The 16,747-nt window shown below is 66.5% G+C and carries 18 protein-coding genes; 4 read left to right on the top strand and 14 right to left on the bottom strand.

The annotated features are described in order from the left end of the window. Positions 1 to 54: 54 nt before the first annotated feature. On the top strand, positions 55 to 1,044 hold the full coding sequence (locus L593_RS13900) for a DUF5787 family protein (protein WP_020447609.1): 990 nt from the start codon (positions 55 to 57) through the stop codon (positions 1,042 to 1,044). Between the two features lie 78 nt (positions 1,045 to 1,122). Here the strand turns inward: L593_RS13900 and L593_RS13895 are convergent, their stop codons facing one another. Beyond that, positions 1,123 to 1,320 (bottom strand): hypothetical protein, encoded by a 198-nt coding sequence (locus tag L593_RS13895; RefSeq protein ID WP_020447608.1) that lies wholly within the window; start codon positions 1,318 to 1,320, stop codon positions 1,123 to 1,125. 82 nt (positions 1,321 to 1,402) lie between these two features. Then, positions 1,403 to 2,428, bottom strand: coding sequence for a phosphoribosylaminoimidazolesuccinocarboxamide synthase (locus L593_RS13890; protein ID WP_020447607.1), 1,026 nt, complete (start codon positions 2,426 to 2,428; stop codon positions 1,403 to 1,405). 263 nt (positions 2,429 to 2,691) lie between these two features. Here L593_RS13890 and cofH point away from each other — a divergent pair, with 263 nt between their 5' ends. Both cofH and L593_RS13880 read left to right on the top strand, forming a co-directional pair. Then, the gene (gene cofH, locus L593_RS13885; RefSeq protein WP_020447606.1) at positions 2,692 to 4,140 is read left to right on the top strand and encodes a 7,8-didemethyl-8-hydroxy-5-deazariboflavin synthase subunit CofH; all 1,449 of its coding nucleotides are present in this window, start codon (positions 2,692 to 2,694) and stop codon (positions 4,138 to 4,140) included. 123 nt (positions 4,141 to 4,263) lie between these two features. Beyond that, positions 4,264 to 5,220 carry a hypothetical protein gene (locus L593_RS13880; RefSeq protein ID WP_020447605.1) on the top strand — a complete coding sequence of 319 codons (957 nt, stop codon included), beginning with the start codon at positions 4,264 to 4,266 and terminating at the stop codon, positions 5,218 to 5,220. Between the two features lie 32 nt (positions 5,221 to 5,252). Here the strand turns inward: L593_RS13880 and L593_RS13875 are convergent, their stop codons facing one another. From L593_RS13875 to hflX, 4 genes are all read right to left on the bottom strand, one after another. Continuing rightward, positions 5,253 to 5,699, bottom strand: a complete 447-nt coding sequence (locus L593_RS13875; RefSeq protein WP_255347052.1) for a DUF5615 family PIN-like protein — start codon at positions 5,697 to 5,699, stop codon at positions 5,253 to 5,255. Between the two features lie 31 nt (positions 5,700 to 5,730). Beyond that, complete coding sequence (locus L593_RS13870) at positions 5,731 to 7,533, bottom strand: helix-hairpin-helix domain-containing protein (protein ID WP_020447603.1); 1,803 nt, start codon at positions 7,531 to 7,533, stop codon at positions 5,731 to 5,733. A 73-nt stretch (positions 7,534 to 7,606) separates the two neighbouring features. Next, entirely contained in the window at positions 7,607 to 8,050 is a 444-nt protein-coding gene (locus L593_RS13865) for a DUF5788 family protein (RefSeq protein ID WP_020447602.1), read from the bottom strand. A 100-nt stretch (positions 8,051 to 8,150) separates the two neighbouring features. Further along, complete coding sequence (hflX, locus tag L593_RS13860; protein ID WP_020447601.1) at positions 8,151 to 9,461, bottom strand: GTPase HflX; 1,311 nt, start codon at positions 9,459 to 9,461, stop codon at positions 8,151 to 8,153. A 258-nt stretch (positions 9,462 to 9,719) separates the two neighbouring features. Between hflX and L593_RS13855 the strand changes: the two genes are divergently transcribed. Further along, on the top strand, positions 9,720 to 10,862 hold the full coding sequence (locus L593_RS13855; RefSeq protein WP_020447600.1) for an NAD(P)/FAD-dependent oxidoreductase: 1,143 nt from the start codon (positions 9,720 to 9,722) through the stop codon (positions 10,860 to 10,862). A 48-nt stretch (positions 10,863 to 10,910) separates the two neighbouring features. Here the strand turns inward: L593_RS13855 and L593_RS13850 are convergent, their stop codons facing one another. The 8 genes from L593_RS13850 to L593_RS13815 all read right to left on the bottom strand — a co-directional run bounded on the left by L593_RS13850 (position 10,911) and on the right by L593_RS13815 (position 16,531). Continuing rightward, on the bottom strand, positions 10,911 to 11,285 hold the full coding sequence (locus L593_RS13850) for a hypothetical protein (protein WP_020447599.1): 375 nt from the start codon (positions 11,283 to 11,285) through the stop codon (positions 10,911 to 10,913). A gap of 199 nt (positions 11,286 to 11,484) precedes the next feature. Then, the gene (locus tag L593_RS13845) at positions 11,485 to 11,913 is read right to left on the bottom strand and encodes a hypothetical protein (protein WP_020447598.1); all 429 of its coding nucleotides are present in this window, start codon (positions 11,911 to 11,913) and stop codon (positions 11,485 to 11,487) included. Positions 11,914 to 12,028: 115 nt separating this feature from the next. After that, on the bottom strand, positions 12,029 to 12,232 hold the full coding sequence (locus L593_RS13840; protein WP_020447597.1) for a hypothetical protein: 204 nt from the start codon (positions 12,230 to 12,232) through the stop codon (positions 12,029 to 12,031). Positions 12,233 to 12,312: 80 nt separating this feature from the next. Continuing rightward, positions 12,313 to 12,849, bottom strand: coding sequence for a DUF5815 family protein (locus L593_RS13835; RefSeq protein ID WP_020447596.1), 537 nt, complete (start codon positions 12,847 to 12,849; stop codon positions 12,313 to 12,315). Positions 12,850 to 13,025: 176 nt separating this feature from the next. Continuing rightward, complete coding sequence (locus L593_RS13830; protein ID WP_020447595.1) at positions 13,026 to 13,826, bottom strand: hypothetical protein; 801 nt, start codon at positions 13,824 to 13,826, stop codon at positions 13,026 to 13,028. Between the two features lie 112 nt (positions 13,827 to 13,938). Then, a complete protein-coding gene (locus L593_RS13825; RefSeq protein WP_020447594.1) occupies positions 13,939 to 14,355 on the bottom strand; it encodes a hypothetical protein in 417 nt (138 codons plus the stop codon). Positions 14,356 to 14,418: 63 nt separating this feature from the next. Continuing rightward, entirely contained in the window at positions 14,419 to 15,201 is a 783-nt protein-coding gene (locus L593_RS13820; RefSeq protein ID WP_020447593.1) for a hypothetical protein, read from the bottom strand. Between the two features lie 88 nt (positions 15,202 to 15,289). Beyond that, complete coding sequence (locus L593_RS13815) at positions 15,290 to 16,531, bottom strand: NAD(P)/FAD-dependent oxidoreductase (RefSeq protein ID WP_020447592.1); 1,242 nt, start codon at positions 16,529 to 16,531, stop codon at positions 15,290 to 15,292. Positions 16,532 to 16,747 lie beyond the last annotated feature (216 nt).

Raw genomic sequence — 16,747 nt, 5'->3', positions numbered from 1 at the left:
ATCACTGCCACCCCACACCCCGTGTTTTTGCCGACGCGGCCCTGACCCGCCGCCGTGCGCGAGTTCGGGTTCGAACTGTCGCTGTGTGCTCGGCTGGAAGCCCGTGGAGTCCCCACGCTGGACGGCAAGGACGCGATCGTGGCTCGGCAACTCGGCGCGGGCGTCGCGAACCCCGGCGGCCGAGTCCTCGACGCCGTACTCGTCGAGCCAGGCCCAGCGTTCGACGACCGGGCGGCGATCACGCCAGAACGGATTCCAGCGTCGGTGATCGACGCCGATCTCGGCCCCGGACGGTCCCGGCGCGTGACCGACGCGTTCGACGTGCGGCCAGACCGCGCGCGGTCGATCGCCGAGCACGCTGCGGAGATCGGCGTGCTCGAACTCGACCGACGCTCCGGACACCTGCACGCCAGACAGGTTGCGAGATATCCCGACCGGTGGTTCGATCGGCTCGTCGGCATCGAGAACAAGCCGGATCTCGGGACCCCCGGCGCGCTCGAGGAGCAACTCAGAATCGACGTCAGCCTCGGCGTCGCCGATCGAATCGTCCTCGCGACGGAGAGCTACGTGACGGGTGCCCACCGAAACCGGATACCCGACGATGTCGGCATCTGGCGGTTCGACCCCGAGGCCGACGAACTCGTCGTGATCCGAGAAGCAGCACTACTCCCGGCCGGTGAACCCGGAGTCGAAGTACTCGAGCGGCAAGCGGGCCGCGCCGAAATCGAGGTCGTCGATCCCGACGCGAAGGCTCGTGCCAGACGCCGGATCGCCGAGCGAGCGTACGGAAAGGGCTGGCGAACGTTCTCGTTTCCGGAGTGCGAGCAAGGGACGACGCGCAACCGGCATGGCGCGTCGCTGCCGTGGTGTGCCTGGAAGGATCGGGTCGTCGACCCGGCCAGCGAGTGCGGACCTGATTGCCCGGGATTCGAACCCGCGGACGCACCGGTTGTCGACGGCCAGACCGAGCGAATGCGCGCGTCGCCCTGGGTCGCGGAACCGGAGGGACGCAAGCGACGACAGACTGGGCTCGATCGATACTGAAATCCGGGCTAGGCAACTGCCTCTAGCCAGTGTCCTCCGCGGGTAACTGCTCCGCCCAGGATGGTCGCTCCCCCAGGGTCAGCGCTGCTCGTCCTCGTATGCGAAGTCCTCTCGAAATCGATAGGCGATGAGCACGACGGCGAAGATTCCCAGCCCGAACGTCACGACGGCGACCACTCGGTCGTCGAAACTGTATCCCTCAGCGATCAGGAGGTAGCTGGCCCCGGCGAGACTCAACAGGAAGAGGAACCGGCTGGAGTCCCGGAGAGCGCCCATAGGAGGACGGAAGCGATCGATGACCTTCAGCGTTCGCTGGCGGGAGGCGCTCAGGTAGATCGAAGATGGGCGAGGACCGATCTCAGAGGTCGCGAATCGCCGCGACGGCGTCCTCGATCGACGGCGCATCGAAGAACTGCTCGCCCACGTAAGCGTTCGCTCCGGCAGCGTACATGTCGCGTGCCACCTGGAGGACGTCGTCGTCGAGCGGTGCTGGCGCTGCGTCGCAGAGCCCCTTCCAGTCGGCGACGCCCTGGGCCTTGGCCTCCGTCTTCGCGACGTCGACGGCCTCGACCCACTTTGGCTGCGTTCGCTTATGGTACTGCCTGAGCACCTCCTTCGAGAGCTGTTGGCCGTCGTAAGCGAAGCGGTTCTCGTCGAACGTGCCGACGACGTCGGCGACGAGGAGATTGCCCTGGTGGTAGACGACCTCGATCTTGCCGTCCTCGTGAGCGAACCCCTGCGTCGCTGCCCAGCGAGTGACGAGGTCGTTCACCTCGCGAGCGAGGCCGTCGAGGTCCTCGATCGGCGCCTTGCCGGCGATCGCGTCGGCTTCCGTCCGGTCGAGGTAGCGATCGGACTCCTCGTACTTGGTGGAGAACTCGACGATCGGATCGTCGAGATCGACCGGCTCGTCGGGCCAGGTCTCGAAGTCGAGTCCGTGGTCAGCGGGGTCAGTGCGGGAGCGGAGACTCGATCCGATCGGCACCGAGTTCCGGAAGACGATCTCGAGGGGAACGACGTAGTTCTCGCCGGCTGCCTCGTGGTAGACGTCGTAGTCGTAGTCAGTGCCCTCACGGGGGAGATCTGGGCGCTGGGAGAGCGCGATCGCCATCTCTGTCGGCGGTTCGTCGACGACGTCCAGTCCGACCGGTTTGCCGCCATCGGCAGGGAGGACGCCACGATAGTGCGTGCGGATGCTCTCATTGGCGAGCAGTTCGAAGTTGAAGGCGCCCATCGTACACAGCGAGGCACCTTTGTCGGGAATCGGGTCGGGCATCTTCCCCCAGTCGAACACCGAGTAGTCGTCGGTGAACTCGAAGACGCCGTGGCCGAGTTCCTCGGCCGTCGCGGGCTCCTCGATGCGGAACTCCTTGACGCTCGTCATGCTCGAACGCTCTCCGCCCCGCTACAATAAGCGTTGCACTCGGCGGTGGCTTCGGCGCCGACAGGTCGACGATTACGACGGGGGAGGAATTTTTCGATATAAGCAGAAAATCTCGAGAAGGGGCAAATCCCTCGGAGCCAGCCCGCCGCGTTCGAAGTCCCGGCGAAAACCACCGCATCGGCGGCCTTCCGGCGTCATCGCACCCGGCGGGCACTGCCGGAAACCCCCTTGTTTTACCTACCGGAGTTTGTGATTGGAGCATAATGGGTGACGGGTTCATCTGCGGCGTCGACGTCCCCGAGGAGGGCGTCTCCGTCTCCTTCGACCACTTTCCCTGTACCGACCAGTCCTTCGAGAACGCCCTCGAGCGGGCCCGAGCAGGCGATCGCCTCTCCGTCGAGGACGGCGTCGAGCTGATCACCACCGGCACCGACGAGCCGGGCATCGACCCCGAGCGCAAGGAGCGCGTGCTCGAGATCGCGAACCGCCGACGCGCCGAGGCGGTCGGCGACGAGGTCACGTTCGTCGCGAACCTGAACAACAACGTTACGACGGCCTGTAACACGGGCTGCCTGTTCTGTAATTTCAAGGATCGCTCCCAGAAGTTCCGGAGCGAGTACCAGAGCGACCACGGTGGCTTCACCAAGACGCCCGAGGAGTCCAGGAGGATCGTCGACGACGCGCTCGACATGGGTATCTACGAGGTCACGTCAGTCTCCGGCCTCCATCCCGCCTTCGCGCTCGACGAGGAGCACCGGGAGATCCTCGAGGCGAAAGACGATCCGACGATGGTCAACTACCGACCGCCAGCGGAGTACGACACCTCGCCGGGGACCTACGTGGAGCAGATGGCGGCGATGAGCGTCGACGACGTCCACCTCCACTCGATGACGCCCGAGGAGGCCTACCACGCCCAGCGCGGCGCGGACTGGGACTACGAAGAGGTCTACGGCCGACTGAAGGACGCCGGCCTCGACTCCGTCCCCGGGACCGCAGCCGAAATCCTCGTCGACGAGGTCCGGGACGTGATCTGTCCGGGGAAGATCGACACCGAAGAGTGGATGGAAGCGATGCACGCCGCCGCCTCCGTCGGCCTCGACACCACGGCCACGATCATGTACGGCCACGTCGAGAACGCAATGCACCGGGTCATGCACCTCAAGCGGATCCGCGACCTGCAGGAGTGCACCGGTGCGATCACCGAGTTCGTCCCCCTCTCCTTCGTCCACGAGGAGACCCCGCTCTTCGAACGCGGCTACGTCGACGGCGGCGCGAGCACCGACCAGGACGAGTTGATGATCGCCGTCTCCCGGCTGTTCCTCGACAATATCGACCACATCCAGTCCTCCTGGGTCAAGTACGGCGACGCCCAGGGCCTCAAGATGCTCACCTGCGGCGCCGACGACTTCATGGGGACGATCCTCTCCGAAGAGATCACCAAACGCGCCGGCGGAGATTACGGGGAATTCCGCTCCTTCCAGGAGTACGCCGACATGATCACCGCGATCGGCCGGACGCCCGTCGAGCGCTCCACTGACTACCGTGAGCGTCGCCAGATCGACCCCGAGGCCGACGTCATCGGGCCGGCCCTGGGCCCCCGCGCGGACGGCACGCCGATGGTGGACCACACGCCGACGCCGCCGGAACGATCGAGCGACGAGTCCGGCGACCAGGAGCCAGTTGCACCCGCGGACGCGAAGCGAAGCGACTGATCACACGGCGGCCGCGCAATCCCACGCGTCCCCGCAATCCTCCACGTCCGCGCGACCCCTCACGCCCGCGCATGACGAGCGTCTGACGGGTGCTTTTGGTCGGTGGCGTCGTAGCACGCGGACATGACTGGTCTCGCTGACGCCTACACCGACGACGTCGGTGGGCTCCAGACCGACACCCGGCTCAAGGCGGGCGTGGCCCTGCTCGCCGTCGGGACCCTCCTGGGGCTGCTCGCGGTCGTCGTCGCCATCGCCAACCCGACCGAGTGGGGCGCCCGACGCGTCGCGGGTGCACTCGGACTCCTGGCTGCCCCGGCGCTCGCCGGCGGCGTGGTCGTGATCCTTCCCGCGAACCCCCGGCTCCGCGCCGCGGCGGCGATCGGTGCGAGCCTGACCCTCCTCGGCGTCGCAAGTTTCTGGCACGCCTATCCCCAGCACTGGCTCGGGCACGGCGACCAGCTAACCCCCTACGTGACCGCGATCTACTTCCTCGGGATGCTCACGATCGCGCTCTGTCTGTTCGCGGGGATCGCCACGTTCAAGCGACGTAACGATCCCGGCGGCACCGTCTCGCTGCGCGTCGGCGAGGGCAAGACGAAGTACGTCGAGGTCGAGGCCGACAACGAGGAGAGCGCGCTCGGCGGCGGCGTCGGCCTGCTCGGGGGAACGCCCGACGGCTCCGTCGAGACGCAGACGAACCGGCCGGAGAAGCGGGACGCCGAATCCTCGCACTCCCGGTCCGCAAACGACGACGCCACGGTCACGCGATCGAGCGGCAGTGGTCGTTCCGGCGGCACCTCCAGCACGGGTCGCACCTCCACCACGCGATCGAATCCGGCGACCGGCCTCGGCACCGCGAGCGACGGCGGCTCCGGTACGGAGACCCTCGCTTCACCACAGCCCAAGCCGGACGCGGGGTCGGATCGATCGGCCGACGTTGCGGACAAGTACTGCGGCAACTGCGAGCACTTCAGCTACGCCCGCACCGAGCAGGGGATGACGCCGTACTGCGCACACCGATCGGAGTACATGGACGACGTCGAGGCCTGCGAGGACTGGTCGCCGAACGCCGGTCGCTGAGACGGTCCGGTCGTCCCGTCCATTCGCTCCGTTCAGATCGCTTCCAGCGTCGCAGCCACGCGCTCCCAGTGACTCCCTTTCCAGAAACACTGTCCACAGTCGCGACACTGCCAGACAGCCATTTTGGCGGCATCTGGAACGTGGGATGGGGTGGTATCTGAGGGGTCGATGCGCCCGAGGCGGCCGTTACACCGCCCACACCGCGTGGGTTCCTCGGACAACTGGAGTTCGATGCCCTCCGATGCGAGCGTCGCGAGCTGCTCGGTCGCGTCAGTCGATTCGAGCAGAATGGCGTCGTCGGCTCGCACGACGAGGTCGCGATCGCGTGAGACGATCGTGCGGCCCTCATCGTGTGCGAGTGCGAGAATCTCCTCGTCGGTCTCGATACCACGATCCAGTGCGTAGACCGTGTCGTGACCGCACATCCGGAGGTGGGCTCGGATGCCGCCACACATGACGTCGAGGAGGAGTCGTACCACGATCCTCAGCGGAAAAGCCGCACCACGGCAATCAAAGGAGGAACTCGCGCACGTCCGCCGGGTCCCAGGTGTTGAGGACGTCGGCGGGTTCGGCCCACCCGCGTCGTGCTGTGTGAACGCCGTAGCGGACGTTGGCGTACTCCGCGGTCGAATGCGCGTCCGTGTCGATCACGATCGTCGCTCCGGATTCGACGGCCGCCTGCACGGCTTCGCCCCAGAGGTCGAGGCGCGCAGGGTTGGCGTTGATCTCGAGGGCGACGCCGTTCTCGGCCGCCGCCTCGCCGATCCTGCTGGCGTCGAACTCCAGGCCGGAGCGCTCGTTCAGGAGGCGGCCACTCGGGTGGCCGAGGACGTCGACGTGGGGATGCTCGATCGCGTCGACCAGCCGGTTCGTGGCCTCGCCGTCGAGGCCACTGTGAGGCGAGGCGATCACGACGTCGAGGTCCGCGAGCACGTCGTCCGGCGTCGAGACGTCGCCGTCGACGTCGACGTTCGTCTCTGTGCCGTGGAAGACGTCGATCTCGGCGTCGGCGTCCACTTCGGCGACGGCCTCCTGTTGCTCGCGGAGTTCTTCGGGCGTGAGGCCCATGCCGGCGACGACGCCCGGCCCCTCCGCGTGGTCGGTGATGGCGACGTAGTCGTGGCCGAAGTCGGCCGCGCCCTGCGCCATCGACTCGATCGTCTCGCGGCCGTCGGACCACTCCGTGTGGACGTGGAGGTCGCCCCGGACGTCGCCTTCCGCCACGACCTCGGGAAGCGTCCCATCGGCAGCGGCCTCGACTTCGCCTCGTCCCTCGCGAATCTCGGGTGGCATCCACGGCAGGTCAAGCACGTCGTACATCGACTCCTCGGTGTCGCCGGCGAGGCGTTCGCCAGCGTCCCTGGCGTCGCCGGGATCGACGTCGGGGTCGGAGACGTCGAAGGCGCCGTACTCGTTGAGCGAGACGCCGCGATCCAGCGCGTAGTTCCGCAACTGGACGTTGTGCTCCTTGCTGCCGGTGAAGTACTGGAGCGCGGAGCCGAACTGATCCGGCGCAACGACCCGGAGATCTGCCTGCTGGCCGTCGAGTCGCGCGCTGGCCTTCGTGGTCCCGGACTGCATCTCCTCGTCGGCAAGGTCGAGGAACGCGTCGACGGCGTCCTCGGCCTCGTCGGGATCGGCGGCGACGAGCAGGTCGACGTCGCCGATCGTCGGCCGCCACCGGCGGATCGAGCCGGCGACCTCGGCCTGTTGGACTGGTTCGGCGTCGCGCATCGCCTCGAGGAGGCGATCGGCGACGGGCCGGGCGTTCCCGAGCCGTTCGCGCCCACGGGCCTCCTTCGCGAACGCAATGTTGTCGAGGATGTTCTGCTCGGTCTTCGGACCAAATCCCTTGACCTTCTGGATCTCGCCGGCCTCGGCCGCCGCTTCGAGGTCGGCGAGGGTGCGGACGCCGAGGTTCCGGTAGAGCGTTCCAACGGTCTTCGGGCCGACGCCCTCGACGGCGGTGAGATCGTCCATCTGGACGGGCAACTCGTCGCGGAGCGTCTCCAGCTCCTCGATCTCTCCCGTCTCCAGATACTCGACGAGCTTCTCCGCGATCGCCTCGCCGACCCGATCGACGCGTTCCACGGTCTCGGGATCCTGGGCAGCGAGTCCCGCGATCGAACCGGGGTAGTCCCGGACGTTGTCCGCCGCACGACGGTACGCCGTCGGCTTGTACTCCACGTCCTGGGCCTCCAGTCGATCGGCGAACTCGTAGAGCAGCCCAGCGAGTTCGTCGTTCGAGACCCCGGTCGGGTCGAATGCCAGTTCGCCGTCTGCGTCGGTCACCTCCGTCTGGTCGTCGCTCATGAGTTCGAGATCACCTGCCTCCGGATCGCATCGACGCGCCCGGCCTCAGCCCAGATCACGGTCCCACCCACGATCATGGGCCCATCCGCCCCCGCGCGTCGTCGTTGTCGCGGCCAAGCGCCTGTTTCAGGAAGGACACCCAGCGTTTCTGGTCCGCGGCCTCCTTTCGCTCCCGCTCGCTCTCCAGATCCGTCGGGCCGAGCGATTCGAGTGCGTTCAGCGCCCGGTCGATCCCCACGATCGCGTTCGCGAGCGCCTCGCCCTCCGCCTTCGAGATGTCGGCCTCCTCGAGCCGTTCCAGGCGCTCGGTGCGCTCGCGGCGGAGGTTCCGCTTCGCGCGATCGACGCGCTCGCGCTCGCCGGCCGGGATCGTCTCCCGGCGCGAGATCTCCATGACGAACTCCCGGAGATCGACGGGTTCGCCCTGGACGTCGACGGTCTCCGGGATGGAGACGCCGATCGTCGCGCCATCGCGCTCGACGCGGGCCAGGAGCTGTTTGCGCTCGTAGGACTTCACATCGGAGGGTCGGTTCCGCAGGCGCAAAAAGCCAACTCACGGCGGTGGATCTGTTGACGAGCGAAGCGAGACGATAGCCGACGGGGGTTCGACCGGGGAGTCAGGCCGACTCCGCCCGCGGCTGCAGCGCCTCCGCTTTCGAGCGGGACTGTTCGACGACGGCCGGCCGGGCCGCGAACTCCACCAGCACGTCGTCGTCGCCGTAGGTCACGTCGTCGACGCGAGCGTTGTCGTGGAGCCAGGAGACGACGGACATCGTGTCGTCGGTCATCGGCATGACGAGACGCTCCTCCTCGAGTGGCGGCAGGGCGAGCCGGACTCGCTCGCTGAGTTCGTCGATCCCCAGCCCCTCCTTCGCGCTGACGGCGACGGGATTCGGCGCCAGCGCGGAGAGTGCCTCACGCTTGCGTTCCAGTTCCTCGTCGTCGACCAGATCCGCCTTGTTGAGGACAGTGACGATCGGCGCCTCGTTACGTTCGTACAGCGTATCGTGGGAGGTCACGAGCTTCTCGCGGATCGACTCGACGGGCTCGCTGACGTCGACGACGAGCAGGACGAGGTCCGCGCGGTAGGCGGCGTCGAGCGTCGACTTGAACGACTCGACGAGCCAGTGTGGGAGGTCGGAGATGAACCCGACCGTGTCCGTGACGAGGACGTCGCGACCCTCGAAGTCAGCACGGCGAGTGGTGGTCCCCAGGGTCGTGAATAGCTGGTCCTCGGACTCCGCGGTAGACTCGAGGTCCTGGTGGAGTTCCTCGTTCTCGTCGACGTCGAGTTCCTCGGCGAGGCGGCGCAGCAGGGTCGACTTGCCGGCGTTCGTATAGCCGGCGAGGGCGACGAGGTCGAAGCCGGACTCCCGGCGCTGCTCACGGCGATGCTGCTCGGTCTGCTCGATCTGGTCGAGTTCGTCGCGAATCCGGGAGATACGCGACTTGATGTCCTGCTCGCGGGACTCGTCGTACTCGCCCAGCCCCATGAACCCGGGGTGTTCCTCCCGCTTCGCGAGGCTCGTCTTCGCCTCGGCGCGAGGCAGTTCGTACCGAAGCTCCGCGAGTTCGACCTGTAGCTGGGCGGTGCGGGTCTCGGCGCGCTGGCCGAAGATCTCGAGAATGAGGGTGAAGCGATCGAGGACCTCTACGCCCTTGGGCAGCAGCTGGCCCAGGTTGTACGTCTGGTAGGGGCCGAGTTCGTTGTCGAACAGGACGGTGTCGGCGTCTTCTCGCTCGACGATTCGCGCGAGCTCTTCGGCCTTCCCCTCCCCGAACTCCAGGGCCGGGTCCTCGGTGCGAGTCTGCGTGACGACCGCCGCCACCTCGTAGCCGGCCGAGCGGGCGAGGTGTTCGATTTCCTCGGTTTCGGGCTCGCCTGCGTCGGCACGCTTGGCGACGACGGCGCGGTCTGTCGCTGACACTCGGGTGGTCTCCTCCGTAGGAACGGGTAGGGCACCCTCCACTATAAACGCAAGGCTGGGAGGGGCAGTGGGACTCGATTCGTTCGCACCGAAGTGGGCGTCCTGAAGACACGTGAGATCGGCGTAACCTGGGGTTCCAGCCGATCAGCATTGCCGTTCCACCTCCCGATCCGAGTGCCCGGAAATCCTCGATCGGCGTCCCGGCGAATCGGTCCTGTCGACGGCATCCCTAAACCAGCAGCGCAACAATGACAGCGTATGCGCGTCCTCGTGCTCGGCGGTGGCTACGCCGGCGTGACCCTCACCCGGAAACTCGAACGGCGACTACCCGACGAGCACGAGATCGTACTGATCGACGAAGACGGCCAGCAGGTGCTCCAGCACGAACTGCACCGCGTCGTTCGCCGACCGCAACTCGCAGCGGACATCGCGGTCGACCTCGGGACCGTTCTCGACCGGGCACGACTCCGGGTGGGCACCGTCGACGCTATTCGTCCCGACGATCGAGCGGTGGTCGTCGAGGGCGAGACACTCGAGTACGACGCCTGCGCGGTCGCCATCGGCGCCGCGCCTTCGACGGCCGTCGAGGGCACGACGGAGCACGGACTTCCGCTGAAGTCCCTCGACGACGCCCGGTCGATTCACGAGCGTGCGACCGACGTGCTCGACGGAACCGACGGGCAGATCGTCGTCGGCGGGGCAGGGCTCTCGGGCATCCAGGTCGCTGGCGAACTCGCCGTGCTGGCCGATCGTGCCGCTCCCGACGACGGCAGGGCGACGATTACCGTTCTCGAACAGGAGCGCGAGGTCGCACCGGGGTTCGACGCCCCGTTCCAGAGTGCGATCCATTCGGCGCTCGAATCCAGGGGCATCGAGGTCAGGACGGACGCAACCATCGATCGTGCCACGGCTGACGCCGTCGACCTCGTGCGTGGCGAATCGGTCCCGCACGACCTCCTCGTCTGGACCGGCGGCATCACTGGACAGGCCGCCTTCGACGGCGATCGACCGCTCGTCGACGCCCGCCTCCGACTCGGTGACCGGACCTTCGGCCTCGGTGACGCCGTGCGCGTCGTCGACCGCGACGGGCAGGCCGTGCCGGCGACCGCGCAAGCCGCCGTCCGCGAGGCAGACACCGTCGCGACGAACGTGAAGCGCGTACTGGAGGGTGGCACCACGTTCGAACCCAGACTGGAACGGTTCACCTTCGAGTCACCCGGCTGGGTCGTCAGCATCGGGAACGGTGCCGTCGCCCAGGTCGGACCGACGGTCGTCACCGGCACCGCAGCCGTCGCGATGAAAGCGAGCGTCGGCGTTGGCTACCTGAGTTCCGTCGGTGCACTCCGAGACGCCGTCGACCTCGTGAACGAGGAACTTGGACTTGCGGTCGGACGAGAGTGAGCACGCGCGACCGCGGCGAGTCGGAGGTCGCCGCTCGCTCCAACCGGTTCAGGCGCCCGGAATCCCGTAGGCGCCGATACCGCCGACGCCCAGCAGGTTCAGTACGACGAGTGCGACGATCGCAGCGACCCAGGCGAAGGCACCGATCAACCCGGCGCGGAGCCACCCCGTCTCGTACCGCCAGCCGATCACGCCGACCCAGACGACCAGTGCGACGAACGAACTCAGTCCAGGCGAGAGTCCGACTGCGGTGAAGAGGTAATTCACGACTGCCCACGCGAAAGCACCCAGGACCGCAGTGACGACGGCATGTCCGTAGTCTTTTGAGGCGAGCGCGAAAGCGGCCCCGACGTGGATCGCGAGGCCACCGATGAGGATACTCACGACGAGCACGAGAATCGACGAGGTCGCCCCACTTGCCATGGAGGGCCCTCGAAGGGTCCCGGCATACGTTTTGTGCCTCACCCCAAGCCCGTGGACGTCGAGGTGCGGACACCGCCGAGAGAACGGACGAGTAAGCGAGCTAGCGGACCTGGAGCGATGGCAAGCCGAGAAAGCGAGGGAGAAGCCGAGAGAGCGAGAGAGCAGGACGAGGAAAAATGGACAGGGTGACGAACGAAGTTCAGCGATCGAGCGCCGAACCCAGGCGGGCCAGCAACCTGCCGAGGATCCCCGAATCGTCGGCGTTCTCCGTTACGTCGGTGAGCGCCCAGCCAGCGCGGTCCGCCGCGTCCTCGACGTGCTGGAACTCCCAGTGCCGGCTCTCGGCCAGGTCTCGCTGACCGTCGACACCGACGAAGACGTACCGTTCGGTTCGGTAGTTCCCCTTCACCGCGTAGAGGGTTTCCGCGGGCGGGCGCGTCCCCGAGAAGAAGTCGAGTCGAATCCGCCGTTCCTTCGTGAACGAGAGGGCGCCGTTGGGCGCCGCCGACACCGCGCCGACGTACTGACTCCACTCGCGAGCGTCGTCGATCGCCACGGCCGGATCCGCGAGTTGCTGGAGTGCCTCCAGGGAGAACGCCAGCGTCATGTCGCTGCTGCGATCGGCCATCGGGTCGGAGTCCGTGGCGTGGACGCAAAAACCTCGCGTCAGCGACCGATCGGACTCGGCAGTGTGCAGGCGGACGGACGAATGAGGCGCGAATCCGAGGTTCGATCGACAGCGCTCAGACTCGGTAGCGGTACGGGCGGTCGCGGATCACGTCGACGTCGCCGCTGTCGGCACGGCGGCCCAGCACCGTCGCGACTCGGTGGGCGCTGTCGATGTCGTCCTCGTCGAGGTGCTCGAGGATCTCCTTCGCCGTCAGCGGCTCGTCGGCCTCCTCGAGGATGCGGCGGATCACCTCGTACTCGCTGTGACGGGCGGCCATCGATCACGTCTTGATCGTACTCGTCAATAAAACGGCGTCAGACGAGCGTCTGACGCGGGGAGTAATCGGGGAGACGCTCCTCAGATCGCGGCGTCGCGCTCGGACTCGAAGTCCCGCTCCGCACGGTACTGGTCGACGAACGCCTCGACGTCGAAGTCCTCGAGGTGCTGGTCGAAGACGGCGGCGTGGTCCTGGTCCTCGGCGTGGCTGATCGCGTGGTCCATCAGTTCGATCAGCAACTCGACGACGATTTCGTGCAGCCTGCGGTCGTCGAACTCGGTGATCCAGACCATCGCGTACCCGACCTCGCCGTCGCTGCTGGCGTCGTGCGTCGCCACCTGCTCCGGGAACTCCTCGATGACGGCACCCATGACGTGGGGCGTTCCGAACGTCTCGAAGTCGTCCTCGACGTCGACCACCGACTGGAGGACCTCCACGAGGAACTCGGGGACGAATCGTGCCGGCGGGTGGACGTCCATCACGACCGCGTGGTCCTCGCCGCAGGCGCAGTGGAACTCCCGCAGCCCCAGGTCGAGGTCCTGCGGACCGATCGTCTCGCCACAGGGGAGTTCGATCGCACCACCCGGATCCGTGCCCGGGACGCGCGGTTCGGTCATGAACGGGTTTGGTGGCTATGCTGGATAAAGGGCGCGTCTCGGAACGGCAATGGCAAGGCTGGGCGCTCGTCGCGCTGCCCGCGATTGCGTCACCCGCGGGATATCGACGACCCGGGGTGGGCACGCTGTGGAGTCGAGGGCAAAAACCACGCTGTGGAGTCGACGATCAGGAACAGTTACTCCGTGGAGAACTCGCTCCCGGTGACTGGCTCGTCGGCCTCCGGAGCGTTCGCGGCGACGTACCCTCGCGTGAGAATCGCGAGGACGAAGAGGGCGCTGGTCGCACTGAACGCCGCATTGACGATTCCCGCTATCGTTCCCGGCAGAGCGAACGTCACGATCGAGGACGCGATACCGATCCCGATGCCGACGCCGATCGCGACAGCTATCAGGAGCAACGTCTGGCCGGCGTTGTCCGTCACCGTGTTCAGGGAGTTCCCCAGCGCGCTCACGAAGTTCGTGTCGTCGACGACCACGGCGACGGGAAAGTAGACGAACAGCACGAACACGATCAATCCGGGGATGATCAGGAAGGCGAACCCGACGAACAGCAGAATTCCGAAGACGAGCCCACCGACCAGAATGTTGAGCGTGCGCCAGAGCAAGCGGGACGTATCGAGGTCGTCGATCGTGTTCGCACCGTACGCGAACGCGTCGATCGCGACGGCGACGATCGCCACGCCAGCAACGAGTGCGACGAACCAGAGCGCGATCGCGGGCACGAGATCGAGTCCGAGCGCGAGTGGCAGGTCGTTCAGCACCGGATCGGTCGAGTCGACCAGTTCCTGGTACTCCTCGGCCGTGAGTTCGTCGCGTCCCCAGTCGCGAATCGACTCGACGAACTCTCGGAGTACGTCCTGGCTCGCGGCAGACTGCAAGACAGAGGTGATGGTATAGAGCCCGATCAGTACGAGGGCGGCCTGCGTCGTGATGCGATCGAACGCTTCAGAAACGGCGTCCCCTACTTCCAGTGACATCGTACGAGTAACTATGCCCGTTCCGAAGAAAAAGGCAAGCACCTGTTGCCGACGCTGAAACAGTGCGAATCGGAGCTTTCGGAGCGGAAACGTCCAGAGGAAGGCGCGTCGTTCAGGGCCAGTCGTCCCGCTCGGGTTCCTCGACCGGCGCCGCGTCTGCCTCGGGGGCGTCCTCGGCGAGCGTCCAGCCGGCGGCGTCGGCGGCGTCTTCGACGGAGAGGTACTCCCAGCCCTCGGCGTCGGCGAGTTCCCGATCCTCCTCGGACGTGCCGACGAAGACGTGCCGTTCAGTGTCGAACTGCTCCCGAACGCTTTCGAGACTCTCTGCCTTCCCACGCGGGCCGGAGAAGAAATCCTGGCGGATTCGGTGCTTGCGAGTGTAGTTCGTGACGACGTAGGTCGGTTCCGCAGAGACGACGCCGACGTACTCGCTCCAGCGACGTGCATTGCCGAATGCAGCGTCGGGCTCGGCGAGTTCCTCGAGCGCCGAGAGCTCGAATGCGAGCGTCATGTCCGTACTGCCGTCCATGGCTGAAGTGTGCGAAGACGCGGGGAAAACCATGTCGGTCGGCGGATCCGGCGTGACGTAGTGTTACAGACGCCCTGGGGAGCTGTACGAGATCTCCATTCGCGTCCAGGCACTGTGGAGTGAAAGCAGGCCGACCACCGGCGCAAAGAATCGTGCCACGGTGTATAGTACGCTATCGAACAACGGTGGCGACTCCGTCGAACGCAGATACACGCGGTAGTACCGTCCATCGGCAGTGCGAATCGGATGGCGAGGTACGTCCACGCTTCGCTGCGTTCGGACGGTACCCGTCGCTGCAGCGTCCCTGACGACGCCAGGAACCGCCTCGTCGGTACTCGGGATAGAGAGGTCCCGGAGCGCCGCATCAGCGTCGACTCGCTCGAGGCCGAGAACGATCGGGTATCTCGAGGCGGCGTCGTCAGCGTCCCGTCGACGAGCCTCGCCGACGAATGCCATCTGGTCGTAGACGGAGCCATTGACCTGAACGTAGCTGAACTGACTGCGGATCCACGGATCCTCGTCCGGGTCGTCGGTCCATCCGACGATCGGTTCGGCGTCGTTCGAAGCGATCGCGCTCTCGTGATAGCACAGGCGACTGGGCCAGTCGTCGTTCGCGATCGTACAGCCGAGATCCTGGCTGATCTCGACGGGCTGGACAGCTTCGAGCGGGCGATCGACGAACTCGATCCGTCCGTCGTCGGTCGTCACCGCTGCCCGTTCGTAGACGGAGACTGGCTGGTCGACGTGGAGGAAGCCGATCCAGACTGGCGCAGTGCAGAGCAACAATCCGAGCACGAGGAACCCGAGCGCTGCGCGTCGCTGGGAGAGCCGAGGACCAGGGACCATGATTCCACCCGACCGATCGAACGATAAAGTCTCTTCTGGATTCGAGAAATCGAACGGCTGACACAGCGCTCGCGAACTGCCGTCGTCGTTACTGCTGCTGAGCGGGCGCGATCGCGTCGGGATCGACCGTCTCTTCGAGCAGCGCCTCCTCGTGGCCCCGCACGTCGCGTTCCTCGCGAGCGAGGGTCTTGTACGCCGACTGCGGGGCGAGGTCGCCGATCAGGACGCCGCCGACGATCTGGCCGTCGCGGATCGCGAGTCGTCGCCACTCGCCCTCGCCGTAGGACTGCTCGAGGTACTCCTCGCCGCGGGTGGGGTGGCCGAAGGAGAGGAAGGGGAAGTCGAAGTGGGTGATCGAGTAAGAGGAGACCCAGCGGAACTCATCGACCTCGTCGTCGGCAGCCATGTTCTTGCCGGCGGTCGCTCCCTGCTCCTTCGCGGACCCCCAGGACCCGTTCTGTTCGTAGGAGTTCGTGATGGTGTCGTAGAAACGCGTGAGGTCGCCCGCTGCGTAGACATCGTCGAGGTTGGTCTGCATGTACTCGTCGACGACGACGCCGTCGTCGCGTTCGAGGCCGGTACCGTGCATGAACTCGAGATTGAAGTCGAGGCCGATCGCCACCCCGGCGAACTCCGCCTCGTAGCGGTCGCCGTTGGGGTCGACGGCGGCCTCGACGTGGCCCTCGTCGTCGACCTCGAAGTGATCGACACCGGAGTCGAACACTGGCTCGACGCCGAGTTCGCGCAGGCCCTCGTGGATGATCTCGGCACCCTCCTGGCTGAGGGCGTAGCGCCACCAGCACTCGCCGCGCATGAGGTAGTGGGCGTCGACGTCCTGGGCGCCACAGACGGCGGCGAAGTCGATCCCGAGCAGCCCCGCACCGACGACGACGCCGGTGTCGGCCTGCTCGGCGTGTTCGCGGATCTTCCGGGCGTCCTGGAACGTCCAGAAGTGGTGGATGCCGTCGGCCCCCGCGTTGTCGACGGGGAGCTGGTTCGGCGTCCCGCCCGTCGCGACGAGCAGCTTGTCGTACTCCAGCACGTCGCCCTCGTGGGTGTGGACTTCGTGCGCGTCGGGATCGACGCGCGTTACGTGGGTGTCGAGCCAGAGATCGATGTCCCGCTCCTCGTACCAGCCAGGATCGTGAATGGAGATGGGCGCCTCGGGAAGTTTCCCCTTGGCGTGTTCCTTGATGAGAATCCGATTGTAGAGGGCCTCCCCCTCATCGGTGAGGACCGTGATGTCCGCGCCGGGTGCCTCCTCGCGGAGCGTCTCCGCGGCGGAGCTCCCCGCGATCCCGTCACCGATGATCACGTACGAAGCAGCCATGTCGGTGGCGTTAGTCGTCGGCCTTGAAGTGAATTGCTATCCGCGCGAATACAGCGCCGCCGGCTGGTGAAACGGTAGTGTACACTCGTCCAATACTGGCGCGTCAATACCGGCAAATTGCGTACGAACGTCCGTGAATTGGAGGATCGAGTGGTACCAACCCACACGACCGGCGGTACGCTCTTCGTACTCTCGGACGACGTCACCCGAGGCTAG

Origin of the sequence: Salinarchaeum sp. Harcht-Bsk1, from assembly GCF_000403645.1 — an archaeon.
GTDB lineage: Archaea > Halobacteriota > Halobacteria > Halobacteriales > Salinarchaeaceae > Salinarchaeum.
This window is presented reverse-complemented; position numbering and strand designations above follow the sequence as displayed.

What these genes read in the sequence shown, in the direction of transcription:
- L593_RS13895 (WP_020447608.1), bottom strand. Translation starts at nt 1,320, where the DNA reads ATGGGCGCTCTCCGGGACTCCAGCCGGTTCCTCTTCCTGTTGAGTCTC.
- L593_RS13890 (WP_020447607.1), bottom strand. Translation starts at nt 2,428, where the DNA reads ATGACGAGCGTCAAGGAGTTCCGCATCGAGGAGCCCGCGACGGCCGAG.
- cofH (WP_020447606.1), top strand. Translation starts at nt 2,692, where the DNA reads ATGGGTGACGGGTTCATCTGCGGCGTCGACGTCCCCGAGGAGGGCGTC.
- L593_RS13880 (WP_020447605.1), top strand. Translation starts at nt 4,264, where the DNA reads ATGACTGGTCTCGCTGACGCCTACACCGACGACGTCGGTGGGCTCCAG.
- L593_RS13870 (WP_020447603.1), bottom strand. Translation starts at nt 7,533, where the DNA reads ATGAGCGACGACCAGACGGAGGTGACCGACGCAGACGGCGAACTGGCA.
- L593_RS13855 (WP_020447600.1), top strand. Translation starts at nt 9,720, where the DNA reads ATGCGCGTCCTCGTGCTCGGCGGTGGCTACGCCGGCGTGACCCTCACC.
- L593_RS13850 (WP_020447599.1), bottom strand. Translation starts at nt 11,285, where the DNA reads ATGGCAAGTGGGGCGACCTCGTCGATTCTCGTGCTCGTCGTGAGTATC.
- L593_RS13845 (WP_020447598.1), bottom strand. Translation starts at nt 11,913, where the DNA reads ATGGCCGATCGCAGCAGCGACATGACGCTGGCGTTCTCCCTGGAGGCA.
- L593_RS13840 (WP_020447597.1), bottom strand. Translation starts at nt 12,232, where the DNA reads ATGGCCGCCCGTCACAGCGAGTACGAGGTGATCCGCCGCATCCTCGAG.
- L593_RS13835 (WP_020447596.1), bottom strand. Translation starts at nt 12,849, where the DNA reads ATGACCGAACCGCGCGTCCCGGGCACGGATCCGGGTGGTGCGATCGAA.
- L593_RS13830 (WP_020447595.1), bottom strand. Translation starts at nt 13,826, where the DNA reads ATGTCACTGGAAGTAGGGGACGCCGTTTCTGAAGCGTTCGATCGCATC.
- L593_RS13825 (WP_020447594.1), bottom strand. Translation starts at nt 14,355, where the DNA reads ATGGACGGCAGTACGGACATGACGCTCGCATTCGAGCTCTCGGCGCTC.
- L593_RS13820 (WP_020447593.1), bottom strand. Translation starts at nt 15,201, where the DNA reads ATGGTCCCTGGTCCTCGGCTCTCCCAGCGACGCGCAGCGCTCGGGTTC.
- L593_RS13815 (WP_020447592.1), bottom strand. Translation starts at nt 16,531, where the DNA reads ATGGCTGCTTCGTACGTGATCATCGGTGACGGGATCGCGGGGAGCTCC.